We start from the raw sequence: 24,530 nt of genomic DNA on the forward strand, positions 1-24,530 counted from the left end.
CTTCAGGAGCTCGCATGAAACGCGTGATCGGCATCGGCGGCATCTTCTTCAAATCGCCCGACCCCAAGGCCCTGGCCGAGTGGTACGGCAAGCACCTCGGCCTGCCCGTCGAGGCCTGGGGCGGCGTCACCTTTCCCTGGGCCACGGCCGACAACCCGGGCGGCGCGGGCGGCACCAACTGGTGCCCCTTCAAGGCCGACACCGGCTACTTTGCGCCGAGCGCAGCGGCTTTCATGATCAATTTCCGCGTCGCCGACCTGCACGGCCTGCTCGCGGCCCTGCGCGTGGAAGGCTGCAACGTCGTCGGCGAACCGCAGGACTCGGAGTACGGCAAGTTCGGCTGGGTGATGGACCCCGATGGCAACAAGGTCGAGCTCTGGGAGCCGCCGGCCGGGCAATGAGCCCGCTGGTCGCTACTGGTTGATCGGCGGCGTCGACGGCGCGGGCTCGGACGCGGCCTCATCGACGCGAGGCGGGGCCGGTGGCAGGCCGATGCGCGCGATCGCCATGTCGCCGGCGAATTCCGAGTAGAACCAGTTGCCGTCTTGCTGCACCAGACCCTCGTCCGGCGGTGCCAGCTGGGTGTTGGGTTGGCCCTTCAAGGCCACGGCCATGGTCGCGACCCAGACGGGCAGGGCCAGGCCGCCGCCGGTTTCGCGCTCACCCAGGGACTTGGGCTGGGGATAGCCGATCCAGACGGCACCGGCCCGCGTAGCCTGGAAACCGCAGAACCAGGCGTCGACAGCGTCATTGGTCGTGCCGGTCTTGCCATAGAGGTCCCAGCGGCCGAGCAGGCTGCTGGCCCGCGCGCCGGTGCCTTCGCGCGCGACGGCGGCGAGCAGTTGCGAGGTCATGAAGGCATTGCGCGGGCTGACAGCCGTCCTCATCTTTGGCGGCTCGGCCTTCCACAGCACGGCGCCTTGCGCGTCCTGCACGCGGTCGATGAGCCAGGCCGTCGGCAGCTGGCCGGCGTTGGCGAAGGCGGCGTAACCCTGGGCCATCTGCAGCGGCGTCACGGAGCCGGTGCCCAGGGCGATGGTCAGGTTCAGCGGCTGCTTGTCCTCGTCCAGGCCGAAGCGCGCCGCCCAGGCGCGGGCGCGCTGCGGGCCCAGGGCCTGCACCAGGTGGATGGTGACCATGTTCTTGGAGCGGGCCAGGCCCTGGCGCAGCGTCAGCGCCTCCTCGTACTGGCCGTCGTAGTTGCGTGGCGACCAGTCGCCGACCTCGACGGGCTGGTCGCTGACCAGGGTGCCGGCCCAGGCCCCCTGGTCGATGATGGCCGAGTAGATGAAAGGCTTGAAGGCCGAGCCCGGCTGGCGCCAGGCCTGGGTGGCGGAGTTGAACTGGTTGCGGGCGAAGTCGAAGCCGCCCACCAGGGCGCGGATGGCGCCGGTGGCCGGGTCCAGCGTGACGACGGCGCCTTCGGCCTGCGGTGTCTGGCTGAGCTGCCACTGCTTGCCGGACTCCATCACCCGCAGCACGGCACCGCGCTTGAGGCTCTGCAGCGGGCGCAGCGCCTGACCCTTCAAGCTGATCTTCTCGCCGTCGGCCATCACCAGCTCGGCCGCGCTCTTGTCGACCTTGAGCAGCACGGCGGTGCGCAGCTCGCCGAGGTCGGGGTGGGCGTCGAAGGCGGCCTCCAGGGCCTCGTCGAAGTCTTCGCCTTCAGGCAGCTCGACGGTCGCCTCGGGGCCGCGGAAAGGCTGGCGGCGCTCCAGCTCGAACAGCGCATGGCGCAGCGCCTCTTGCGCAGCCGCCTGCTCGGCATAGCGCAGCGTCGTGTAGACGGTCAGGCCGCGCGTGTAGGCCTCCTCGCCAAAGCGCGTCACCATCTCGGCACGCACCTGCTCGGCGGCATGGTCGGCGACGCCGGAGAGGCGCTTGGGCCGGCGCACGTCCAGCGGCTTCTCGCGCGCGGTGTCGGCCTGGGCCTGCGTGATCTGGCCCACCGCCACGAGGCGTCCCAGCACGACAGCCTGGCGACGCTTGGTGCGCTCAGGGTAGAGAACCGGGTTGAGGCGGTTGGGGTCCTTGGGCAGGCCGACGAGCACGGCAATCTCGCCGGTGTTGAGCTTGTCCAGCGGCTTGCCGAAATAGCGCTCGGCCGCGGCGCCAAAGCCATAGGCCTTGTTGCCCAGCGAGATCTGGTTCATGTAGATCTCGAGGATCTGATCCTTGCTCAGGTTTCTCTCGATCTTGATGGCCAGCAGTCCCTCCTGGGCCTTGCGCGCAAAGGTCTGCCGGTTGCTCAGGAAGATGTTGCGGGCCAGCTGCTGCGTGATGGTGGACGCGCCCTGCAGCCGCGTCGGGTGCAGGATGTTGTGCAGCATGGCGCGGCCGATGCCGCTGTAGTCGATGCCGGAGTGCACGTAGAAGTCGCTGTCTTCGACGGCCAGCAACGCGTCCTGCAGGGCTTTTGGGATGTCCTTCAGCGGCACGAAGCGCCGCCGCTCGGCGCCGAATTCGCCGAGCAACTGGCCGTCCTCGCTGAGCACGCGCAGCGGCTGGTGGGGCTGGTAGTCGGTCAGCGCATCAAGGGCCGGCAGCTGCGCCCAGATCAGCGCCGCCGCGATGGCACCCAGCAGCAGGATCGCCAACGGCACGCCCACGAGGGCGGCGAGCCAGGGGCGTTGGAGAAGGAACTTCAGCATGGCGCGCATCCTAGGGGGTGGCCACCTGGCTCTGGCGCGGGCTGCAAGCTGTTACTTGGCCGCCGCGATGGCACGCTGCAGGTCCTCGCGTTGCTCGCAACCGGCCGGGCAGACCTTCTCCAGCACGGCCAGGCGCTCACGTGCCTTGGGCAGCTCGCCCTTCATCACATAGAGCTCGCCCAGGTATTCGTTGGCGCCGCGGTGGTTGGGGTCGATGCGCAGCGCCTGCAGGTACTGGGCCTCGGCCTCGGTGAACTGCGGCGTGGCCTGCTTGCGCAGCGTATAGCCCATCAGGTTGTGCCAGTCGGCATTGCCGGCCTGGGGCTCGGTGCGCAACGCGGCCAGGGCGCCTGCCCAGTCCTTGGCCGCGATGAGGCGGCGTGGCGTGGCCAGTGGATCGGCCGCGGCAGGCTTGATCTCCGGCGGTGGGCTCATGTCGGCGGCCCAGGCGGAGCTGGCCAGCAGCAAGGCGGTCAGGACGAAGCGGCGCATGGGCGTCTCCCGAAGTGATGCCGATTGGCAGGGCCGCCAGCTTAGCGCCCTCCGCTGCCACGACGGGGGCTGTCAGAAGTCATGGCGGCCTTGCGCCGTTCAAGCAGCTTGGAGGGCGAACAACTCGGCCGCGTTGCGCCAGGCGATGCGCTGAGCCACCTCAGACGGCAACTGCCCGAGCCAGCCGCGGTACTCGGCGAACAGGCCCTCGTAGTGCTGCAGACGCTGGGGGACCCAGGTGTCGGAGCCGATCAGGAAGCGCCCCGGGTGCTGTGTCATCAGTGCGCGCCAGTCGTCGCCAAGCTTGCCGTCAAACGTGATGCCCGGCCGGTAGGACAGCTCGCCGCGCAGACCCGCGTGCTTGGCTAGCAGCTCCTTCACGCGCGGCAAGGGCTCGCCGGAAATGCCGGTGTGGGCCCAGATCAGCGACGTTCCCGGCGCGTGGCCAAGCAGCTTGTCGACCGCCACATCGTCCACGTGAGCCAGCACGGTCAGGCCGCGCTCGCGCGCCAGCCTCATCAGTGCGATGGCGGTCGGCCCATCGGCATTGGCGCTGTCGTAGAGATGAAACTCACCCAGGCCGCGGAAGGGCCCGGCCGGGCTGCCCCGCTTCAGCAGTTCCAGCACCATCAGCCGAATGCTGTCGTCGGCGAACCAGCCGGTGTAGTCGGCCCGGTTGCGGTACAGGCGGATGAAGGGCACCCATTGCGGCCCCGGCTCAGAGACGAGACGCAGCGTGCCGTCGTTGGGCCGGCTGTTGACCAACGCACCGCGCACGCCCGCGCGGGCCATGCGGGCCAGTACATCGGCCGGTGGATGCGGTGCCTGGGCATCGTCGTTGTAATGCAGATGCGCGTCGAACAGCGGGCCGGCATAGGCCTGCGCCCATGCGGGAACCGGCAGGCCGGCCAGCAGCAATGCCCGGCGTCTGAGCATCAGACGGCTCGCTCGGCGGCAGCGATGAGTCGGCTGATGCGCGATACGGACAGGCCGAGCTGGCCCGCCAGATCCGTCATCGCGACGCCGCCCTCGGCATGGGCCAGCCACAGCGCCTGCTCACGGATGCCGCCGGCGCGCTTCAGCCACTCGCCAAAGCCCGTGCGGGCCACGCGACGGGGCGCAACGGCGGCGGCCCGCATGCGCGCGGCGAAGTCGGCGTCGCCGAGGAAGATCTGTTCACGCAGACGCCCGGGCCACAGCTGCAAGCCAGGCTCGGAGGCGACCAGGCGGGCATAGCGTTCGCCGGCCAGGCGATGCTGGGCCGGCGTCGTCGCCGGGCGCCCCAGCAGATGGCTGTGCAGGCCGTCGACGTCCAGCCATTCGGGGGCAGCTTCCATGGCGGCCAGGGCGCGGAAGCTCGAGCCGGCCCAATCCGCCGCGCCACGCGCCAGGCGCAGGCGCACCGGGTTGAGGTCGACATAGCGGCAGGCATCCAGCAGATGGCGCTCGCGGTCGACCAGCACGGCATGGAAACGCCCCTGGAACAGCGAGCCGCTGAAGCCGTGGCGGCGCTGGTGATGCTGGGTGTAGACGCCGTTCACATGCCGCATCAGCTGCGACAGATTGGCGCGGCGCGTGAACAGCAGCAGGTGGTAGTGGTCGGGCAGCAGGGCGTAGGCCAGGGCCTGGGCGTCGAAACGGTGCAGGGCCTGGGCCAGCAAGGCACGCATTTCGGCACGATCGGCTTCGTCGACAAAAGCCTGCTGCCCGCTCTCGAACGGGCAGTGGGCGCCGATCAGATAGACGGCGCCAGCGATCTCGAGTCGAGCAGGCCTTGCCATGCGCCACCTTAAGTCTCGCCGCCCGGAATGGCAAGATGGCGGCCTGCCGGTCTCCTCATTCGTCCGGCACGCCCCATGAAGACCCATCAAATCGAAATCCAGAAGTTCAAGGCCGCGTCCGCCAACCAGCACGGCCAGATCATGTTCAAGGTGGACGCCATGGTCACGCCCAAGACGCCCATCGACGGCATCGAGCCCAGCAGCGTCATCGTCATGACGGAGCAGAACGCCCGCGTGCTGATGGCCTTGCTGAAGGCACAGATTGCCGAAATCGACAACAAGAAGCCCAAGAGCCGCCACGGCCGCCACGGCTGAACTCGCGAGGCAAAGGACGACTCCCATGCAGTACCCCCAATACAACCCTGCCTCCGACAACCGGCCGCTGTCCGACGAGGAGCTCGACGACCTGGACGAGCTGCTCTCGGTGCTGCCCACCGATAGCGCGATGAACATCGAGGCGCTGGACGGCTATCTGACTGGCCTGCTGCTGTCGCCGCAAAAGCTGGCCGACCTGCCTGGAGACGCCTGGCTGCCGGTGGTCTGGGGCGGCGACCAGGAGCCCGACCCCAAGCCCTTCGCCAGCGGCAAGCAGCGCAAAAAGGTCGTCATGGCGATGCTGCGGCATGTGCAATCCATCGCCATGGCCTGGACGCATGCGCCCAAGGCCTGGGAGCCCATCTTCAGCTTTGCCTCACTGGAGGGGGACAGCGAAGGTGAAGACACCGAGTACGCCGACGCCGAAGACTGGGCTGCCGGCTTCCTGATGGCCGTGGACCTGGCGCCCGAGGCCTGGGGGCCGTTGTTCGACGGTGCCGGAACGGCCGAGCTGCTCGCGCCCATCGCCGCCCTGGGCGGTGAGGATGGCGCGCTGGCCGAAGGCTCGGCTGCCGAGCGCGACGAAGCCAGCCGCAAGATTCCTGACGCCATGCTGGCGTTGTGGGCTCTGCGCCAAGACGCTGACCAGAAAGCGTAACCATCCCCCCAACGCGGGTGGTTGCAGGTGGCCGCAAGCGTCGGTTTAGGTTAACTTCAGGCCATGCTCCAGACCCTGCTCGCCGCCACCGGCCTTGCCGTCTGCATCGCGATGGCGGTCCACATGGCCCTGCCCTACCGGCTGCAGGCGCGGGTGGATGCCGGCGTGGCCGCCCTGGCATCGTGGGTGGAGTTGCAGATCGCCCGACTGACCGGTTGGCGCCGCCGCCAGCGCCAGACCCGAGCCGCCGCGCTGGAGGCCGAGCGCGTCATCCGCCGCGCCCGCGAGTCGGCCCTGCACGATGCGCGCGACAGTCGCACGGACGGCGAGTGGGACGGCAACGTCTATCGGCCCAAGAGCTTCGACAAGCCCAAGAAGCCACACTAGTCAGCTGACTGCTGCAGGCGCCACATTTCGGCGTAGCGGCCGTTCCTGGCCAGCAAGGTGTCGTGCCGGCCGCGCTCGATGATGCGGCCCTGCTCCAGCACGAGGATCTCGTGCGCGTCGACGACGGTGGACAGGCGGTGGGCGATGACCAGCACGGTCTTGTTCTGGCCCACGGACTCCAGTTCGGCCTGGATGGCTCGCTCGTTGGTCGAATCCAGTGCCGACGTGGCTTCATCAAAGATGAGGATGGGCGGGTTCTTCAGCAGCGTGCGCGCAATGGCCACGCGCTGCTTCTCGCCACCCGACAGCTTCAGGCCACGTTCGCCCACCATGGTGTCGTAGCCGAGCGGTGTCGCCGCGATGAAGGCATGGATATGCGCCGCACGCGCCGCGCCCTCGACCTCCGCCTGGCCAGCGCCGGGCCGCCCATAGGCGATGTTGTAGGCCACGGTGTCGTTGAAGAGCACGGTGTCCTGCGGCACGATGCCGATGGCGCGGCGCAGGCTGGACTGCGTCACCGTACGGACGTCCTGGCCGTCGATGCGGATGGCGCCCGAGTCGATGTCGTAGAAGCGGTAGAGCAGCCGCGCCAGCGTGCTCTTGCCTGAGCCGCTGGGGCCGACGACGGCGACCTTCTTGCCCGCCGGGATCTCGAAGCTGACGCCGTGCAGGATGGGCCGCACGGGGTCGTAGGCGAAGCGGACGTTGTCGAAGACGACACTGCCGCCACCCACGGCCAGCTCGGCGGCATCCGGCGCATCGGCGATCTCGCGCTCGCGGTCCAGCAGCACGAAGAGCTTCTCGATATCCGTCAGCGCCTGCTTGATCTCGCGGTAGATCACGCCGAGGAAGTTCAGCGGGATATAGAGCTGGATCATGAAGGCGTTGACCATGACCAGGTCGCCCAGGCTCATGTGGCCCGCCACGACGCCCTGGGTGGCTCGCCACAGCATCAGCACCAGCGCCGACGCGATGATGAGCTGCTGGCCGGTGTTCAGCATGGACAACGTGCGCTGGCTTTTCAGCTGCGCGCGGCGCAGCTTCTCCAGGCTCTCGTCATAGCGCGTGGCCTCGAAGGCCTCGTTGTTGAAGTACTTGACCGTCTCGTAGTTCAGCAGCGAGTCGATGGCCTTGCTGTGGGCCACCGAGTCCAGCTCGTTGAGCGTCTTGCGGAATTTGGTGCGCCACTCGGTGACGACGACGGTAAAGCCGATATAGATCACCAACGCCGCCACCGTGATGCCGGCGAACCAGACGTCGAACTTGACGCCCAGCAGCGTCAGCACCAGCACGACCTCGATCAGCGTCGGCACGATGCTGTAGAGCGAATAGCTGATCAGCGAGTGCACAGCGCGCGTGCCGCGCTCGATGTCGCGCGTCATGCCGCCGGTCTGGCGTTCGAGGTGAAAGCGCAGCGACAGGTCGTGCAGATGCCGGAACACCTGCAGCGAGATGCTGCGCGACGTGCCCTCGGTGGCCTTGGCGAAGATCAGCTCACGCGCCTCGGCGAACAGCGACGTCGACAGCCGCAACGCGCCATAGGCCAGCAGCAGGCCCAGCGGCACCACCATCAGGGCCTCGGGCTGGCCAGGCTTGAGGTTCAGGCTGTCGATCAGCTGCTTGAGCAGCAGGGGCACGCCGACATTGCAGAGCTTGGCGCCCACCATGAAGGTCAGCGCCAGTGCAACGCGCCAGCGGTAGCGCCACAGATAGGGCAGCAGGCGGCCGACGGTGCCCCAGTCGCCACGGGGAGCGCTGGCTGAGGCGGGTTCAGGGAGGCGGGCGGCAAGAGAACGCATGCCGGCATTGTCCGGTCGCGCGCCGGAAGGCGTGTTCCGCATGGGAACTGCCGGCGAACCCCTTGCGCCTTTGACGCAGCGCAATCGCGGTGCACCTTTCTACCCCTACGCTGGGCCCCTGGCGCCGAAAACCAGGGCTGGTTATCCGTCCCACCTGAGAGGCCAATATGCGCAACAACCAACCGGTGACCCCGAACGGGTACGCCCTGGCCTCCGACCAGACCCTCATTTCCATCACGGACCTGAAGGGGCGCATCACCTACTGCAACCCCAGCTTCGTGGCCGTCAGCGGCTACGCGCAGGCGGAGTTGCTGGGCCAGCCGCACAACATCGTGCGCCACCCGGACATGCCGGAGGAGGCCTTCCGCGACCTCTGGGCCACCATCGAGGGCGGACAACCCTGGACCGCACTCGTCAAGAACCGGCGCAAGAACGGCGACTACTACTGGGTGCGAGCCAACGCGACGCCGGTGCGAAACGGCGACCGCACGGTGGGGTATCTGTCGGTGCGCACCAAGCCCAGCGACGTCGAGGTACGCCGCTTCGAGCAGCTCTACGCCACCATGCGCGCTGAGGCGGCCGCAGGCCGCCGGACTCATGTGCTGCGGCGCGGCGTGGTCAAGCGCAACGACACAGTGGGCCGCCTGACAGACTGGCTGCGGCCCGAGTTGCGCGGCCAGATGGTTTTGCTGGCCGTGCTGGCCGCGGCCGGACCGCTGCTCGCAGCCTGGGCCGGCGCGCCAGGCTGGGGCCTGGTACTGGCTGCCCTGGCCAGCACCGCCGCCGCCAGCTACGGCCTGCTCGCGAGCGGGATCGCCCCGCTGCGCCAGGTGATTGCCACCGCCAACCTGCTGGCAGGCGGCGATCTGACGCGGCACGTCGAGGTCAGCGGCCGGGGCGAGATCGGCGAGCTGCAACTGGCGCTGGCCCAACTGACCGTGTCCGTGCGCACCGTCGTGCGCGATGTGCGCGAGGAGGTCATCCACCTGGAGGACGGTGCCCGGGAGATCGCCGCCGGCAACCAGGACCTGTCTTCCCGCACCGAGTCCCAAGCCAGCAGCCTGGAGCAGACCGCCGCCGCGATGGACGAGATCAGCGGCACCGTGCGGCAGACCTCGGAGCTGGCCGGCGACGGTGCCCGCTTTGCGCGCGAGACCGCCGGTGTGGCCCAGCGCAGCCAGCAAGCCGTCCACGGCGTGACGGACACCATGCAGGAGATCACCGACTCGTCGCAGCGCATCGGCGACATCATCCAGGTCATCGAAGGCGTGGCCTTCCAGACCAACATCCTGGCCCTGAATGCCGCCGTCGAGGCGGCTCGCGCCGGCGAGCAGGGCCGCGGTTTCGCGGTGGTGGCCGCCGAGGTGCGCGCCCTCGCTCAGCGCACCGGCACGGCAGCCAAGGAGATCCGCGCCCTTATCGAGGAATCGCGCGGGCGCGTCGAGACCGGCAGCCACCGGGCCGGTGACGCACAGCTGCGCATGGACGAGGTGGCCTCCGCCGTGTCACGCGTCAGCGACGTGCTGGTGCAGATCGACACCGCCGCGAGCGAGCAGGCCACCGGCGTCGCCCAGGTCGGCGAGGCCGTGCAGCAGATGGATGCCATCACGCAGCAGAACGCCGCGATGGTGGAGGAGCTGGCCGCTTCGGCCACAGCGCTGAACGGCCAGGTCAGCCGGGTGCGGGACTCCATCCGTGTCTTCCGCCTGAGCGACCAGGACAGGAGCCTGGCCGAGGCCGACGCGGCCAACTTGCGCAAGGCGCAGCGGGGTGACACGGCGCCTCGCGCCACGCCGGGCGCCGACAACCGGTAGCGCTTCTGAACGGCAGCTTGTACGGGACAATCCCGCCATGACTGAAAACGCCCCATCGACACCGCACGGCGGTGACCGCCAGCTCGTCCTGCGCGTCATGCCCATGCCGGCCGACGCCAACGCCAACGGCGACATCTTCGGCGGCTGGATCATGGCCCAGGTCGACATCGCCGGCTCGGTGCTGCCGGCCCGCATCTCGCGTGGCCGCGTCGCCACCGTCGCCGTCAACGAGTTCGTTTTCAAGCAGCCGGTGTCCATCGGCGACCTGCTGAGTTTTTACGCCACAGTCACCCGGGTGGGCCGCACCTCCGTCACCGTGCACGTGGAGGTGATGGCCGAGCGCGACCCGGAGAACCTGCACGTGGTCAAGGTGACCGAGGCCAACCTGACCTACGTGGCCATCGACCGCGAAGGCAAGTCGAGGCTGGTGGCACCCTGATCGGCCCGCGCCGATCCAGGGGTCACGGCGTCACGATCAGGTCGACCGCGTCGTAAGACAGTGCCGGGCTCAGGTATGCCGTGCCCGAGGTACCGCTGACGACATTGACGGTCACCGTGTTGGTGCCGGCCACCAGCGCGGTCGACGGAATGTCGAAGCTGTAGAGCCGGTTCACGCCGCGGTAGGTGCCCACCGTCAGGTTGCGCGAGCCCTTGGGCGGCGCGGTCGGGATGGCGGAGGTCCAGCTGCCGTTGTTGACGCTGATCTGCGGCCGGGCGCCGTTGAAGTCTTCCGTCGTTCCAATGCGCAGCGTCAGGTTCTGCACCTGGGCGCTGGTCAGCGTGAACTGGATGACGCGCGCGTTGTTGACGTCCTTCCATTGGCAGGCCGGGAAACCGCTGGCCGCGCTCGACGTGCCCACCACGAAGGTGGCCGGCACCCAACTGCTCATGCGCGCATCCGTCGGGTGCATGGTCGTGAGCCTGCCGCCGTTCAGGAACTCGGCTGGCGTGCCGTCCCAGTTGCCGATGCGCCACAGCGCCGCCTTGGCTGAAGGGTCGGCGTTGATCGCCAGCGTGTTCAAGGTCGTCGTGCCGCCGGCCGTGACGGTCACGCTGCCGGTGTAGACCGCCAGCTCGTTCTTGTAGACCGTGAGCGTGTAGGTGCCCGGCCGCATGCCGGTGCTCTTGAAGAAGCCGTTGTTGGCGAGGTTGGCGCTGGCCCAGTACTGCGCCGTGCTGCTGGAGATGCCCACCGTGTAGCTGTAGTTCGAATCGGTGCCCGACAGACCGACGCCGGCCACCGTGCCGCGGCCGGACGCAGCCACATAACCGTCCAGCGCCATCACCGAGAACCAGCTCGTATCCGGCGCCGACGGCGCACCGCCGGCGGTGAACATCAGCGTGTAGCTGTTCAACACCCCCATGCGGAAGGCCTCGGTCTGGCCCTCGCCATAGTTGACGATATAGGTCAGCTCGTTGTTGGTGGCGGTGATCTGGTTGAGCAGGCTGCGGTAGAAGGGCCCGCCGGAATTGCCTTCGTTGTTGTCCCGATAGAACCACAGCCCCACGCTGCCGGCGCTGTTGAGGCCGCCGAAGTACTGCCAGTCCTTCAGCCGCATGTTGGAGTAGTGCTTGGAGCGCGTTTGCCCCGCGCTGGAGGTGCTGCTGGAGAAACCGAACACGTCGCTCGCTTCGACCGTCGTGTCCGTGCCGCGCAGGTCCTGCGGCCAACTGCCGTTGCTAGCCAGGCCGCCGGGCAGGCCGGCCGGCCCTCCCTTGGAGAGCGCCGCGATGGGCACGCGCAGGATGAAGCGCACCAGGTTCAGCGTGTCGGGCTCCTCGGTGAAATAGGTGCCCATGTAGATGCGCGGCTCGCCGCTCTTGGCCATGTAGTAGTGCTTGAGCACGCCGCCGTTGGCGCTGAAGACGGTCACCGTGATCTTGACGTAGGTGCCGCCGCTGACCACGCCGCCGTTGGCGGTGGAGGCCGAGGTGGCCGCACCACTGCTGCTGATCATCTGGGCCTGCACGTCGACGGCCGAGACGTTGCTGTAGAGGAAGTCGAAGCCGGAGTTCAGCTGCGAGCCACGGCTGGCATCGGCGTACTGCACGCCGTTGTAGAGTAGGCTGGAAAGGTCGCCCTTGGACTGGGTGCTGACGCCGTTGTCGTAGGCCATCACCTTGAACACCAGGCCGCCGCCGGTGTCCACCTGGTATTGCAGCTTGGCAGAACTGCCGCTGTCGTAGAGCGTGGTGAGGCTCAAGGCCGCCAATGCTGGCGTGGCCGTGGCCGTCGCCAAAAGCAGGCACGCTGCCGCGCCCAGCCGGCGCAAGCACCGGCGGAGGAAATCGATCCGCATGTTTTGTCTCCTATTGAGCCCGCCGTCTGCAGGTTCGCGCGGCCGGTGCTGCCGCGTTGCTGCGGCCGGGGCAGTCTAGGAACGGCCGGGCGGCCGCAACGCTCAACTTGGTGAGTGGATCGATAGCTGAGGTAACGACGCCACCACCCGATCGGCCAGCGCCTCGGCCCAGAGCGCATAGCCGCGCGGGCCGGGGTGGAAGCCGTCCTCGGCCATCAGCTCGACGGCATTGCGTTGCATGGCCTCGGGCAGATGCAGCACATGGCGTGATGCCTGGCCTTCGACCGACGAACTCAAGGCCACGTTGAAGCGCGCTGCCTGGCGGCCGAAGAACCAGCGCAGAGGCTGGGGCAGCAGCGGGAATCGCTGCATGGGCGGCGCTGCGCAGTGCACGCTCAGGCGCACACCAGCGCGCTCGGTCGCAAGGGCGTGGATGCGGTCCAACGCCACCAACGCCTGCGCAGGCGCGATCTGGTCAACAACGTCGTTGACGCCCAGGGAGGTGATCAGCACATCGGCCTGCACCACGTCCGCCGCCTCGAACGCCGCGAGCGCCTGCTCGCTGCGATGGCCGCTGGTCGCGATGAGCTGCCAGCCCACCGGCTGCCCGAGGCGCGTTGCCAGAGCCTGAGCGAGCCGGCCGGCCAGTGCTTCGTCCTGATGCGCTGCACCGACTCCAGCGGCGGACGAGTCGCCGACGATCAGCAGTCGCAACGTCGAGCCTTCGGCCCAACGCGGGCCGGCCGCCTCGGGCAAACGCAGCGCCGTCGCACGGACTCGGCGCCCCTGCCAAATCAGCAGTGGGCCGAGTGCGATCTTTGAAAGCTTCAGGAGAATTTGGAAAAGTCCGGCACGCGTTTCTGGAAGAAGGCCTGGAAAGCCTCCATCGCCTCCGGGCTGCGCAAGCGGGCACCGAAGATCTCGGCTTCACGCGTGATGGCGGCCTTGACGGCGTCGCGCTGGGCATCGCGGATCAGCTTCTTGCTGTCGCGCACCGCTCCCGGCGCGAGGTTGTTGAACCGTTCGGCGATGCGGCGTGCGTGGTTCAGCACTTCGGAACCCGGCAGCACGCGGTTGGCGATGCCGCATTCGACGGCCTGCTCACCGGTGAAGGGGTCGCCCAGCAGCAGCTTCTCGGCCGCGCGACGGTTGCCGATCAGCTGGGGCAGCACGACGCTGGAGGCGAATTCGGGCACCAGGCCCAAGGCCACGAAGGGCATGGCCAGGCGGGCGTCGTCGGCGACGAAGACGAAGTCGCAGTGCAGCAGCATGGTGGTACCGATGCCGATGGCCGCACCGGTCACGGCAGCGATCACGGGCTTGGTGCTGTCCACCAGTGCATGCATGAACTGGAAGGTCGGTGCATCTTCACCCCGCGTCGGGCCGGCCATGAAGTCTTCCAGGTCATTGCCCGACGTGAAGATGCCCGGCTGGCCGGTGATCAGCACCGCGCGCACGGCCGGATCGGCATCGGCCGCGCGCAGCGCGTCGGCCATGGCCTGGTACATCGCCTGGGTGATCGCGTTCTTCTTCTCGGGGCGGGCGATCTCGAGGGTCGCGACGCCGTTGACGGTGTAGCTCTTGATGGTCATGTGGAGTCCTTACGCAACTGCGGTCTTGGCGTGGAACTGCGTCCAGTGATTGGCCAGGTGCATCAAATGGGCTCGCTCGTACTGCGGCTTGGTCAGCTCACCGTAGGCGAAATGAGGCCGCAGTGTGCCGTTGAATTGCGTGAACGCGTCCATGGCATCCAACAGGCGCTGCACCGAGGTCTTCAGCGCCTGTGAGGCGTCCAGCGCCGGCGCGCCGGGAATGGGCTCGTCCAGGCTGTGGCTCATCGCACCGCGCGCATTGAATACCGCGAAGGCCGCCGAGCCGATGGACGAGCGGAACCAGGCGCCCTTGAGCGCCGGGAAGCCCTGCATCGAGAACTCGATGCTCTGGGCCAGATGCTGCATGACCTGGCTGAGGTTCCAGGGGTTGTCCTGCACGACCTTGGGCGCGAACAGCAGATCGAGCACGGCCTGCTGACCGTCCTTCCACGTCGCAAAGGTCTTCAACTTGCCCGTGCAGGCGGCCAGCGGGGTCGCCGCGAGCAACACCGTGGTGGTCTTGAGCGCGCGGCGACGATCCATGGTTTACAGCCTTTCGAAGATGCCTGCTGCGCCTTGGCCGGCGCCGACGCACATTGTCACCATGCCGTACTTGCCACCGGTGCGGCGCAGGTTGTGGATGACCGAGGCCGCACGGATGGCGCCGGTGGCGCCCAGCGGGTGGCCCAGCGCGATCGCGCCGCCGTTCGGGTTGACCTTGCTGCGGTCGAGCACGATACCCTTGCTGTCGAGGTCGTTCAGCACGGCCAGCGACTGCGCGGCGAAGGCCTCGTTCAGTTCGATCCAGTCCAGGTCGGCGGCGGTGATGCCAGCGGCCTTCAGTGCCACGGGGATGGCGGCGATCGGACCGATGCCCATGATCTCCGGCGGCACGCCACGCACGGCGAAGGACACGAAGCGTGCCAGCGGCGTCAGGTTGTAGCGCTTGAGCGCCGCTTCGCTGACGATCAGCAAACCACCCGAGCCGTCGGAGGTCTGCGAGCTGTTGCCGGCGGTGACGCTGCCCTTGGCGGCGAACACCGGCTTGAGCTTGGCCAGGCCTTCCAGCGACGTGTCGGGGCGAGCGCCTTCGTCGAGCTTGACGGTGCGGGTCTTGGTGTTGACCGTACCGTCGGCAAGATTGGGCGTGCGCTCGACGACGTCGAAGGGCGTCATCTCGGCGTCGAAGTGGCCGGCTGCCATGGCGGCCACGGCACGGCGGTGCGATTCCACCGAGAACTCGTCCTGCGCTTCGCGGCTGATCTTCCACTGCGCGGCAACCTTCTCGGCCGTCAGGCCCATGCCGTAGGCGATGCCGATGTTCTCGTCCTTCTCGAAGATCAGCGGCGACAGGCTGGGCTTGTTGCCACCCATCGGGATCATGGACATGGACTCGACGCCGCCGGCGAACATCACGTCGGCTTCGCCCACGCGGATGCGATCGGCGGCCATCTGCACGGCGGTGATGCCGGAGGCGCAGTAGCGGTTGATCGTCACGCCGCCGATGGTGGGGCCCAGGCCCGCCAGCACCGAGGCGACGCGGGCGATGTTCATGCCCTGCTCGCCTTCGGGGAAGGAGCAGCCGACGATGGCGTCTTCAATGGCCGCCGGGTCCAGGCCCGGGGCCTGCGCCAGCACGGCCTGCATCACCTTGACGAGCATCTCGTCGGGGCGCGTGTTCTTGAAGTAGCCGCGGCCGCTCTTGCCGATGGGCAGACGGGTGGCGGAGACGATGTAGGCGTCTTGGACTTGCTTGCTCATGGTCTTTCCTTTACTTAAGCCTGGGGCTTTTCTTTGGGCACCCAGGCCCAGACAAATTCACACTCGATCGGCTCGATGCCGGCTTCGTCGGTCACGGTCACGGCGACCCGCACTTCACCCTTGGTCTCGTTCGCCATGGCGAAGCGCTGAGCGGCGGTCAGGTGCGCCTTGGCGACCAGGCCGCCGGTGGCGCGCTTCCTGAAGTTCACCTGCAGCGACTTGCACAGCGGCAGGCAGTCGTCACGCACATTCATGCCCACCACCATGCCGGTGGCGGTCTCGGCGAGCAGCGACATCGCGGCCGCATGCACGCCCTTGATGTGGTTCTGCACCGGGCGCTTGTTGGCGACGCGGATCTCGCTGTGCTCGGGGGTGAGGGCAATGAAATCGAGCGATGCCGTGCCCGTGAAGGGAACCGCACGGCGAAGCGCGAAGTTGCGCGCAGGGCCGCGCAGCGGGCCCGGGAGCCCGTCCAGCTTGGCCAAGGTGCGTTGAAGCCGGTTCACTTTTGTTCCTAGTCAGTCGAGGACAGAGCTACGCGCTTCGGTCTGTCCCGCGATGTCATTAGTTTCGGACGGGCTTGCCGGTTTGCAACATGCCCATGATTCGCTCTTGAGTCTTCGGGTTGTCGAGCAAGCTGCAGAAGTGCTTGCGCTCCAGCGCCATCAGGTACTCCTCGGTGACGAGGGAACCGGCCTCGACTTCGCCGCCGCAGACCACGTCGGCAATCGCCGCGGCCAGGTGGTAGTCGTGGGCGCTGACGAAGCCGCCGTCGCGCATATTGGCAACCTGGCCCTTGATCGTCGCGATGCCGCTGCGCCCGGCAACCGGGAACAGCGCCTTGTGCGGCGGGCGGTAGCCGGCCTCGGACATGCCGATGGCGGTGGCCGTCGCCACGTGCAGCAGCTCGTCCTTGTGCGGCACGATGATGTCGCTGTCGAGCAGGAAGCCATTCTTCTTGGCTTCGTGAGCCGAGGTCGCGACCTTGGCCGTGGCCGCGGTCAGGAAGCCGTCCTTCAGGAAGGCCAGGATGTCAGCACCGGCATTGCCAGCGGCAGCCATCTCGGCGGCGCGGCGAGCGATATAGGTCAGGCCACCACCGCCGGGCACCAGGCCCACGCCGACTTCGACCAGGCCCACATAGCTCTCGACGTGGGCGACACGGCGTGCGCAGTGCACGGCCAGCTCGGCGCCACCGCCCAGGGCCAGGCCGCGCATCGCGGCGATGACCGGCACGCTGGCGTAGCGCAGGCGCAGCATCATGTCCTGCAGCTTCTTCTCTTCCGGCGCGATGCCCTTGCTGCCCATCTTCATGAAGACGGGCATCAGGCTCTCGAGGTTGGCGCCGGCGGAGAACACATCGTCCGGCGACCAGATCACCAGGCCCTTGTAGTCGGCTTCGGCGATCTCGACGGCCTTCAGCAGGCCTTCGGTGACGGCCGGGCTGATCAGGTGCAGCTTGGCGGTGATGGAGGCGATGACGACGTTGCCGTCCAGCGTCCAGACGCGCACTTCCTCGTTCTTGAACAGCTCGGTGCCGCTCTTCAGCGGGTCGGCGGCGCCGGAGCCCAGCAGGCTCTCCGGGAAGGCTTGGCGCTGGTAGACCGGCAGCTCACTGCGCGGCTTGAACTTGCCTTCAGCGGCGCTCCACGAACCGGCTGGCGTGTGCACGCCACCGGCTTCGGCGACCGGGCCTTCGGTGACCCATGCCGGCAGCGGCGCGCTGGACAGCGTCTTGCCGTCGGCGATGTCGGCCGAGATCCACTCGGCGACCTGCTTCCAGCCGGCGGCCTGCCACAGCTCGAAGGGGCCTTGGGTGGTGCCGAAGCCCCAGCGCATCGCGAAGTCGATCTCGCGGGCCGTGTCGGCCACCGTGTTCAGGTGCACGGCCGCGTAGTGGAAGCTGTCGCGCAGGATGGCCCACAGGAACTGGGCTTGCGGGTTGGTGCTCTCGCGCAGCAGCTTGAGGCGGTCGGCCGGCGCCTTCTTCAGGATGCGGGCGACGATCTCGTCAGCCTTCTTGCCGCCGGCGACGTATTCACCGGTGGCGAAATCCAGGCGCTGGATGTCCTTGCCGACTTTCTTGTAGAAACCGGCACCGGTCTTCTGGCCCAGCGCGCCCTTCTCGATCAGGCCGGCCAGCACCTTGGGCGTGGCGTAGGTGCTGTAGAACGGGTCGTCCTTGAGGTTGTCCTGCATCGTCTTGACGACGTGGGCCATGGTGTCCAGGCCGACGACGTCCGCGGTGCGGAAGGTGCCGCTCGATGCGCGGCCCAGCTTCTTGCCGGTCAGGTCGTCGACGACGTCCACGCTCAGGCCGAACTTCTCGGCCTCGATCATCGTGGCCATCATGCCGGCGATGCCGACGCGGTTGGCGACGAAATTGGGCGTGTCGTGGGCGCGCACGACGCTCTTGCCCAGCGACGTGGTCACGAAGGCTTCGAGCTGGTCGAGGATTTCCGGCTGCGTGGTCGGCGTGTTGATCAGCTCGACCAGCGCCATGTAGCGCGGCGGGTTGAAGAAGTGGATGCCGCAGAAGCGCGGCTTGATTTCTTCGGGCAGCACTTCGGAGAGCTTGGTGATGCTCAATCCAGACGTGTTCGAAGCCACGATCGCATGCGGGGCGATGAACGGCGCGATCTTGGTGTACAGGTCGAGCTTCCAGTCCATGCGCTCGGCGATGGCCTCGATGATGAGGTCGCAGCCGCGCAGGACTTCCAGGTGCTCTTCGTAATTGGCCTGCTGGATCAGCGCGGCTTCCGATGCATCACCCAGCGGGGCCGGCTTGAGCTTCTTCAGGCCATCGACGGCCTTGGTGACGATGCCATTCTTGGCGCCTTCTTTCGCAGGCAGGTCGAACAGCACGACCGGCACCTTGCAGTTGACGAGGTGGGCCGCAATCTGCGCGCCCATCACGCCGGCGCCGAGCACGGCGACCTTGCGGACTTGGAATCGACTCATTTCTTTCTCCATGTTTGCCAGTTGTTCATTGCCCTTCGGGCCGAGCGCCGGGCCGCCCCAAGCCGGCCCGGCTGGCGATGTGCTTGCGGCTCAACGCCGCAAGCATCGCCGTCCCCTCGGGGGACCGACCAGGCTGGCCCGCGTGCAGCGCGGCAGCCTGGGCGAGGGGCCACTTCATTCCACGCGAATCCACGTCTGCGTGCGGTAGAAGGGGCCGATGTAGCCGCGCATCTCCAGTTTCTTGCCACCGTCCACCGGCTTCAAGCGGGTGCGGTAGGTCTTGCCGTTATTAGGGTCGAGGATCTCGCCGCCGCCCCAGATGCCGTCGCCTTCGGTCTTCACGCCGCGGATGATCTGCAGGCCGACGACGGGCTGGTCCCTGCGGTCATCCTTGCACTTGTCGCATTTCGCGTTGGGCTCCGCGCTCGGGTCCAGCAGCTTGTCGATGCTGCCGACGAGGGTGCCCCCCTGTTCGCTGATGCGGACCAGCGACTTCGCGGTTTTGCCGTCGTCGTCGATGGTCTTCCACAGGCCCACGGGTGAAGTCTGCGCGAACGCAAACGCGGGCAACAGCAGGGCAGCAGCGAACAGGAATTTCATCGGGGCATCCTTGTCGTTCATCAAGCGGCTCAGAACAGAGCTTCTTCCATTTCCATCAGCGGCGCCAGGCCCGCACGGCAGGTGCGGATCAGCGTCGCCGTCTCGGGCAGCAGCTTCGCGAAATAGAAGCGCGCCGTGGCCAGCTTGGCCGTGTAGAACGGGTCGCCGCTGTCCTTCTTTGCCAGAGCGATCTTGGCGGCCTGCGCGAAGAAGAAGGCGAAGGTCATGTGGCCCACCACGCGCAGATAGTCCACCGCCGCGGCGCCGACCTCATCCGGGTTGCCAAAGGCCTTCATGCCCAGTTCCTGCGTGAGCTTGTTGACCTTGTCGCCGAGGTCGGCAAGCGGGTTCACGAACTCCTGCATGGCCTCATTGGTGCCTTCTTCCTCGATGAAGGCGGCGATCTTCTTGCCGAACTTCTTGAGGGTTGCGCCGTTGTTGCCCAGCACCTTGCGGCCCAGCAGGTCCAGCGACTGGATGGTGTTGGTACCCTCGTAGATCATGTTGATGCGCGCGTCGCGCACGTACTGCTCCATGCCCCATTCGTGGATGAAGCCGTGGCCGCCAAATACCTGCATGCAGTGCGAGGTGGCCAGCCAGCCGTTGTCGGTGATGAAGGCCTTGATGATGGGCGTCAGCAGCGCGACCTCGGCCTCGGCGTCCTTGCGCTCGTCCTCGTCGTCGCTCTTGAGCGCCTTGTCCAGCTGCAGCACCGTGTAGCCCTGCAGCATGCGGCCGCCTTCGGCGAAGGCGCGGGCCGTCAGCAGCATCTTGCGCACGTCGGGGTGGACGATGATGGGATCGGCGGGCTTGTCCGGAGCTTTGGGGCCGGAAAGCGCCCGCATCTGGATGCGGTCCTTGGCATAGGCGACGGCGTTCTGGTAGGCCACCTCGGTCAGACCCAGGGACTGGTTGCCGACACCCAGGCGAGCAGCGTTCATCATGACGAACATGGCGGCCAGGCCCTTGTTGGGCTGGCCCACCAGCGTGCCGTTCGCGCCTTCCAGCACGATCTGCGCGGTGGCGTTGCCGTGGATGCCCATCTTGTGCTCCAGGCCGGCGCAGAAGACGCCGTTTCGGCTGCCCAGTGAGCCGTCGGCGTTGACGTTGAACTTGGGCACGATGAAGAGCGAAATGCCCTTGGAGCCCACAGGCGCGTCCGGCAGGCGGGCCAGCACCAGGTGGACGATGTTCTCGGCCATGTCGTGTTCGCCGGCCGAGATGAAGATCTTCTGGCCGGTGATCTTGTAAGTGCCATCGGCCTGCGGTTCGGCCTTGCTGCGCAGCATGCCGAGGTCGGTGCCGCAATGCGGCTCGGTCAGGCACATGGTGCCGGTCCATTCGCCGCTGGTCAGCTTGGGCAGGTAGGTGGCCTGCTGCTCGGGCGTGCCATGGGCATGCAGGGCTTCATAGGCGCCATGCGAGAGGCCCGGGTACATCGTCCAGGCCTGGTTGGCCGAGTTCAGCATCTCGTAGAAGAACTGGTTCACCAGATGCGGCAGGCCCTGGCCGCCGAACTGCGGATCGCAGCTCAAAGCAGGCCAGCCGCCTTCGACGTACTGCTTGTAGGCTTCCTTGAAGCCCTTGGGCGGCTTGACCTCGTGCGTGGTCTTGTCGAGCGTGCAGCCCTCGGCGTCGCCGCTGAGGTTGATGGGCGCAAGCACCTCGGCGGCGAACTTGCCACCCTCCTCAAGCACCGCGTTGATCGTGTCGGCGTCGATGTCTGCATGCGCGGGCAGCATCTTCAGTTCGTCGACGACGTTCAACAGCTCGTGCATGACGAACTGCATGTCACGCATGGGCGGGGTGTACTGGGGCATCGGGGTACTCCTGGAACGGTCAGTGGGTCAAGAAAGGGGTTCAGCGCTTGGCGGTGCCGGTCTTTGGAAGCTTGCGGCTGCCGTCGATGTCAAGGCCAAGCGGCGTGGCGTAGAACTGGATGGCTCGGTCGAAGCCGATGCCGGCACGCGCCAGTGCGCCAGGAATGCGCATGAAGCGCGCGTCGTGGTGCAGGGACAGGATCAGGCCGTGCAGCTCGAAGCAAATCTGCTCGACATCGGCATCGGCTTTCAGATGGCCCTCGCTGATGGCGAGCTGGATGGCCTTTTGCAGCGCCGCATGCCAGGCCTTGACCATGGCCACGAGAGCATCGCGCACCGGGCCGGGCCGGTCGTCGAACTCGACGGCGCCACTGATGTAGATGCAGCCGGAGTCGACCTCGACGGATACGCGGCGCACCCAGCGCTCGAACATCGCGCGCAGGCGCGGCAGGCCGCGCGGCTCGCGGATGGCGGTGAAGAAGACTTCTTCCTCGAACTTGGCGTGATACTCAGTGACGACCGCGATCTGCAGTTCCTCACGCGAGCCGAAGTGGGCGAAGACGCCCGACTTGCTCATGGCTGTCACATCGGCCAGTGCGCCGATGGACAAGCCCTCCAGGCCCATGTGCGAGGCCAGGCCGAGAGCAGCCTCGAGGATGGCGGCACGGGTCTGCTGGCCTTTTTGCAGCGAACGCGCAACGCGCGCCGGCTTCGCAACGCGCAGCGGGGCGGTTTTCTTGGCGGGAGTGGGCAGCGTGGACACGGGCAGAAGGGGCGGAAGCCAGCTTGGAATAAAACGAACGATCGTTCTATTTTGCAGGTCGCTCCCGTGACAGCGCCAGCTTGTCCTACCGATTTCCTAGGGTGATGTGCCTAATACTGCCAACAACCTAGTGCAAACCCCAGCCCCTCGTCCGGTCTCGCGCCGCTGAATGCGGCATCGAGCCGCATGCACATCGCCCGACGGGCCGGCTAGGGGCGGCCCGGCGCTCGGCCCAAATACCGGATGCGCAGAACCGCCACGCTGTCATGCACACACGCTTGAGTGCCGGGTCGCTTCTGAAGTAGTCTCCGGGAGGAGGTTGACTTCTGTGGATGTGCTCCAACTCGATGTCTCCGGCCGACCCCAGGCCTGGATCACGACCCGTGAAGCGGCCGTGATCTACGCCTGCGACGGCGTGGCCTGGACGCTGGGCGACCCCTGCCAGGTGCTGCGCGGGGGCTGGCAGCGCATCTCCGGGCGCCAGTCGCGCATCGAGGTCCACCCCATCATTGCCGTGCGTGGCGCCGTTCCCAGCCGGGCCTGGCGCCAGGCGCCGGCGCTGACCAACAGCAAGCTGTTCGTGCGCGACCGCTTCGTCTGTGCCTACTGCGGCCACCACTGTCTGCCCGAAGACCTGACACGCGAGCACATTCACCCGACGTCGCGCGGCGGCTACGACACCTGGATGAACTGCATCACCGCTTGCCGGCCCTGCAATGGCCGCAAGGGCAACCGCATGCCGGAGGAGGCGCACATGAGCCTGCTCTACCTGCCCTATGTGCCCAGCCTGCACGAGGACATGATCCTGCGCGGCCGCCGCATCCTGGCCGACCAGATGGAGTTCCTGCTCGCCAGCGTGCCGCGCAGCTCGCGCCTGCATGGGTGATGCGGGTCATTCCCGTTGACCGCCAACGGTAAAGAGTTGTAGTCGGGGGCATCGAGCCGTCAACGGCGAGACAATTGGCGACGTTGGGCTGCCGGTTTGCCCAAGGAGTATTCGAATGTCCAAGCTCATGACCTCCCTCACCCTGGCTGCGGCCCTGGTGCTTTCGGCCTGCTCGACGACCAGCCCCGACGTCGTCCAGCGTGGTGACGCGCAACGCATGTCCCAGATCCAGGACGCCACCGTGCTGTCCTCCCGCCCCGTCACCGTCGACGGCTCGCAGAGCGGCGTCGGCGGCGTGGCCGGTGGCGTGACCGGCGCGATTGCCGGCAGCTCGGTCGGCGGCCGCCGTGAAGGCGCGGTCGTTGGCGTCATCGGTGCCGTCGCCGGCGCCGTCATCGGCAACGCCATTGAGCGCTCGGCGACCAAGGAAGATGCTCTCGAAATCATCGTCCAGCTGCGCAACGGCGAGCGCCGCGCGATCGTCCAGGCCAAGGGCGCCGAAGCCTTCAACAGCGGTGACCCCGTTGTCCTCGTGACGACCGGCGGCAAGACCCGCGTGCAGCGCGCCCCGGCCGTCGTGCCGGCCGCTCCGGCCACCAACGGCTGACGCTCACAGGCCGGCTTGTCTCCAAGGGAGGACAATCCGGCCCATGAGCATGAAGAAAACCGATCTTGAACGGCTCGCCGGCCTGAAGCTGGACAGCGCGATGCGCGGCAAGGCGGCCCCCGGCCGCTTCGGCCAGGCCGCTGCCGCCCTGCCTGACCGCAAGGCCCAGCGCAAGCTGGACGCCGCCGCCGGCCTCGTTCCCTTTGCCTGCAAGTTGCCTGCTGAACTGACCGAGCAGTTGCGCGAGCGCGCCACCGGCCGTGAAGGCGGCATCAATGCGCTCGTCGCCGAGCTGCTGGCCAAGGGATTGAAGGCATGACTGATCTGGACGAACCCGTCTTCGAGGCGCGCCTGTGGCGCGACAACGGCTGGACGGCCCAGGTCATCAAGAACGAAGACGACGAAGGCTGGGCTGTCGCGATGTTCAAGGCCGGCGAAAGCGAGCCGGCCCTGGTCGGCCCCTGGACCATGGGGCGCGACAAGAAGAACCCCAAGCCACTGGACGTCAACGCCTTCAACACGCTGGTGAAGACGGCCTCCGAGGTCCTCCGCCGCCATGAGCAGCAACTGCACGCCCAGCTGAACAAGGCGCTCTATGTGGCGCGCGACGGCAACTGGCTGAAGATCACGCTGGAGATCGTGCCCGCCGAAGACGATCCCTATGCCTGGCTGGCAGCCTTTGATGCCGCCGGCGAGCGCCTTGCGCAGGTCAAGGTCGCAGCCGGCTTCAAGCTCAGCCAGGCGTCCGCCGAAGCCTGGGTGGACAACGGCTATGAGCGTCCCGCAGGCCGAGATTGAAGGTCCGATTGCGGCCAGACGCAGCCCGGCCGTGTCTGAAGAATGGCGTGCATCCACCCCTTGGAGCACACCATGTCCTTTCGCATCACCGGGCTGTCCGCCCAACCCTTCCAGCACCTCTTCGGCCTGAGTGACGCAGCGCTGGCCGACCATGGCGCGCTGCGCCATCGCGGCGCGGGCCTGCCCGACCGCGTCGAACTGCGCGACACCACTGAGGATGAGTCCGTGCTGCTCATCAACCACGAGCACCAGCCTGCCGACACGCCCTACCGCTCCCGCCACGCCATCTACGTGCGCGAAAAGGCCGGAGAAGCTTTCGACGCCATCGACACCGTGCCCGACGCATTGCGCAGCCGCCTGCTGTCACTGCGCGCCTTCGATGCAGCGGGCCTGATGATCGATGCGGACATCGTCGACGGCGCAGCCATCGAAGGCCTCATCGAGCGCCTGCTGTCCCAGCCCGAGGTGGACTACATCCACGCCCATTACGCACGACGCGGCTGCTATGCGGCGCTGATCCGGCGCACCTGATCCCGCTCCCCCCG

26 protein-coding genes are annotated in these 24,530 nt (G+C 67.4%); 11 read left to right on the top strand and 15 right to left on the bottom strand.

Annotated features, from left to right (window positions below):
• Positions 1-14 precede the first annotated feature (14 nt).
• The gene (locus AC1DW0_RS17155) at positions 15-401 is read left to right on the top strand and encodes a VOC family protein (protein ID WP_477947030.1); all 387 of its coding nucleotides are present in this window, start codon (positions 15-17) and stop codon (positions 399-401) included.
• A gap of 12 nt (positions 402-413) precedes the next feature.
• Here the strand turns inward: AC1DW0_RS17155 and AC1DW0_RS17160 are convergent, their stop codons facing one another.
• From AC1DW0_RS17160 to AC1DW0_RS17175, 4 genes are all read right to left on the bottom strand, one after another.
• Positions 414-2,651 carry a penicillin-binding protein 1A gene (locus AC1DW0_RS17160; protein ID WP_477947032.1) on the bottom strand — a complete coding sequence of 746 codons (2,238 nt, stop codon included), beginning with the start codon at positions 2,649-2,651 and terminating at the stop codon, positions 414-416.
• Positions 2,652-2,702: 51 nt separating this feature from the next.
• Positions 2,703-3,143, bottom strand: a complete 441-nt coding sequence (locus AC1DW0_RS17165) for a tetratricopeptide repeat protein (RefSeq protein WP_477947034.1) — start codon at positions 3,141-3,143, stop codon at positions 2,703-2,705.
• A 99-nt stretch (positions 3,144-3,242) separates the two neighbouring features.
• Positions 3,243-4,079, bottom strand: coding sequence for an amidohydrolase (locus tag AC1DW0_RS17170; protein WP_477947036.1), 837 nt, complete (start codon positions 4,077-4,079; stop codon positions 3,243-3,245).
• Positions 4,079-4,924, bottom strand: coding sequence for a transposase (locus tag AC1DW0_RS17175; RefSeq protein ID WP_457324633.1), 846 nt, complete (start codon positions 4,922-4,924; stop codon positions 4,079-4,081). Before AC1DW0_RS17175 ends, AC1DW0_RS17170 begins: the two co-directional genes overlap by 1 nt.
• 75 nt (positions 4,925-4,999) lie before the next feature.
• Between AC1DW0_RS17175 and AC1DW0_RS17180 the strand changes: the two genes are divergently transcribed.
• From AC1DW0_RS17180 to AC1DW0_RS17190, 3 genes are all read left to right on the top strand, one after another.
• Positions 5,000-5,239, top strand: a complete 240-nt coding sequence (locus AC1DW0_RS17180; protein ID WP_056203067.1) for a hypothetical protein — start codon at positions 5,000-5,002, stop codon at positions 5,237-5,239.
• Positions 5,240-5,264: 25 nt separating this feature from the next.
• Positions 5,265-5,897 (top strand): UPF0149 family protein, encoded by a 633-nt coding sequence (locus AC1DW0_RS17185; protein ID WP_477858843.1) that lies wholly within the window; start codon positions 5,265-5,267, stop codon positions 5,895-5,897.
• A gap of 63 nt (positions 5,898-5,960) precedes the next feature.
• Positions 5,961-6,284, top strand: coding sequence for a hypothetical protein (locus tag AC1DW0_RS17190; protein WP_477947038.1), 324 nt, complete (start codon positions 5,961-5,963; stop codon positions 6,282-6,284).
• Here the strand turns inward: AC1DW0_RS17190 and AC1DW0_RS17195 are convergent.
• Positions 6,281-8,083, bottom strand: a complete 1,803-nt coding sequence (locus AC1DW0_RS17195) for an ABCB family ABC transporter ATP-binding protein/permease (RefSeq protein WP_477947040.1) — start codon at positions 8,081-8,083, stop codon at positions 6,281-6,283. The genes AC1DW0_RS17190 and AC1DW0_RS17195 overlap by 4 nt on opposite strands.
• Before the next feature lie 167 nt (positions 8,084-8,250).
• Between AC1DW0_RS17195 and AC1DW0_RS17200 the strand changes: the two genes are divergently transcribed.
• Together AC1DW0_RS17200 and AC1DW0_RS17205 are read left to right on the top strand one after the other, a co-directional pair.
• Positions 8,251-9,897, top strand: a complete 1,647-nt coding sequence (locus tag AC1DW0_RS17200) for a methyl-accepting chemotaxis protein (RefSeq protein ID WP_457324418.1) — start codon at positions 8,251-8,253, stop codon at positions 9,895-9,897.
• Positions 9,898-9,934: 37 nt separating this feature from the next.
• Positions 9,935-10,336, top strand: coding sequence for an acyl-CoA thioesterase (locus AC1DW0_RS17205; protein ID WP_056203053.1), 402 nt, complete (start codon positions 9,935-9,937; stop codon positions 10,334-10,336).
• 22 nt (positions 10,337-10,358) lie between these two features.
• On the opposite strand, the gene AC1DW0_RS17210 is transcribed toward AC1DW0_RS17205, so the two are convergent.
• From AC1DW0_RS17210 to AC1DW0_RS17255, 10 genes are all read right to left on the bottom strand, one after another.
• A complete protein-coding gene (locus AC1DW0_RS17210) occupies positions 10,359-12,197 on the bottom strand; it encodes a rhamnogalacturonan lyase B N-terminal domain-containing protein (protein ID WP_477947043.1) in 1,839 nt (612 codons plus the stop codon).
• A 102-nt stretch (positions 12,198-12,299) separates the two neighbouring features.
• Positions 12,300-12,911, bottom strand: coding sequence for an SGNH/GDSL hydrolase family protein (locus tag AC1DW0_RS17215; RefSeq protein WP_457350137.1), 612 nt, complete (start codon positions 12,909-12,911; stop codon positions 12,300-12,302).
• 113 nt (positions 12,912-13,024) lie between these two features.
• Positions 13,025-13,789 carry an enoyl-CoA hydratase gene (locus AC1DW0_RS17220; RefSeq protein WP_457325565.1) on the bottom strand — a complete coding sequence of 255 codons (765 nt, stop codon included), beginning with the start codon at positions 13,787-13,789 and terminating at the stop codon, positions 13,025-13,027.
• 9 nt (positions 13,790-13,798) lie between these two features.
• Entirely contained in the window at positions 13,799-14,332 is a 534-nt protein-coding gene (locus tag AC1DW0_RS17225; protein WP_457442969.1) for a DUF1569 domain-containing protein, read from the bottom strand.
• 3 nt (positions 14,333-14,335) lie between these two features.
• A complete protein-coding gene (locus AC1DW0_RS17230) occupies positions 14,336-15,550 on the bottom strand; it encodes an acetyl-CoA C-acyltransferase (protein ID WP_477947045.1) in 1,215 nt (404 codons plus the stop codon).
• A 14-nt stretch (positions 15,551-15,564) separates the two neighbouring features.
• Positions 15,565-16,056 (bottom strand): DUF4442 domain-containing protein, encoded by a 492-nt coding sequence (locus tag AC1DW0_RS17235; protein ID WP_457389147.1) that lies wholly within the window; start codon positions 16,054-16,056, stop codon positions 15,565-15,567.
• A gap of 58 nt (positions 16,057-16,114) precedes the next feature.
• Positions 16,115-18,511 carry a 3-hydroxyacyl-CoA dehydrogenase/enoyl-CoA hydratase family protein gene (locus AC1DW0_RS17240; RefSeq protein ID WP_477947047.1) on the bottom strand — a complete coding sequence of 799 codons (2,397 nt, stop codon included), beginning with the start codon at positions 18,509-18,511 and terminating at the stop codon, positions 16,115-16,117.
• 174 nt (positions 18,512-18,685) lie between these two features.
• The gene (locus AC1DW0_RS17245) at positions 18,686-19,111 is read right to left on the bottom strand and encodes a DUF2147 domain-containing protein (RefSeq protein WP_056203610.1); all 426 of its coding nucleotides are present in this window, start codon (positions 19,109-19,111) and stop codon (positions 18,686-18,688) included.
• A gap of 29 nt (positions 19,112-19,140) precedes the next feature.
• The gene (locus AC1DW0_RS17250; protein WP_477947049.1) at positions 19,141-20,931 is read right to left on the bottom strand and encodes an acyl-CoA dehydrogenase C-terminal domain-containing protein; all 1,791 of its coding nucleotides are present in this window, start codon (positions 20,929-20,931) and stop codon (positions 19,141-19,143) included.
• Between the two features lie 40 nt (positions 20,932-20,971).
• The gene (locus tag AC1DW0_RS17255) at positions 20,972-21,685 is read right to left on the bottom strand and encodes a TetR/AcrR family transcriptional regulator (protein ID WP_457325991.1); all 714 of its coding nucleotides are present in this window, start codon (positions 21,683-21,685) and stop codon (positions 20,972-20,974) included.
• A gap of 337 nt (positions 21,686-22,022) precedes the next feature.
• Here AC1DW0_RS17255 and AC1DW0_RS17260 point away from each other — a divergent pair, with 337 nt between their 5' ends.
• The 5 genes from AC1DW0_RS17260 (at position 22,023) to AC1DW0_RS17280 (ending at position 24,516) form a co-directional block, all read left to right on the top strand.
• On the top strand, positions 22,023-22,580 hold the full coding sequence (locus AC1DW0_RS17260) for an HNH endonuclease (protein ID WP_056203026.1): 558 nt from the start codon (positions 22,023-22,025) through the stop codon (positions 22,578-22,580).
• Between the two features lie 115 nt (positions 22,581-22,695).
• On the top strand, positions 22,696-23,187 hold the full coding sequence (locus tag AC1DW0_RS17265) for an outer membrane lipoprotein (protein WP_235532079.1): 492 nt from the start codon (positions 22,696-22,698) through the stop codon (positions 23,185-23,187).
• Positions 23,188-23,230: 43 nt separating this feature from the next.
• Complete coding sequence (locus AC1DW0_RS17270; RefSeq protein ID WP_457323434.1) at positions 23,231-23,506, top strand: hypothetical protein; 276 nt, start codon at positions 23,231-23,233, stop codon at positions 23,504-23,506.
• Entirely contained in the window at positions 23,503-23,985 is a 483-nt protein-coding gene (locus tag AC1DW0_RS17275; protein ID WP_457350147.1) for a hypothetical protein, read from the top strand. The genes AC1DW0_RS17270 and AC1DW0_RS17275 overlap by 4 nt, the downstream gene beginning before the upstream one ends.
• A gap of 72 nt (positions 23,986-24,057) precedes the next feature.
• Positions 24,058-24,516 (top strand): DUF1203 domain-containing protein, encoded by a 459-nt coding sequence (locus AC1DW0_RS17280; RefSeq protein ID WP_477947051.1) that lies wholly within the window; start codon positions 24,058-24,060, stop codon positions 24,514-24,516.
• The last annotated feature ends 14 nt before the right edge of the window (positions 24,517-24,530 follow it).

The sequence above is a fragment of the Roseateles sp. P4_D2 genome (assembly GCF_056401875.1).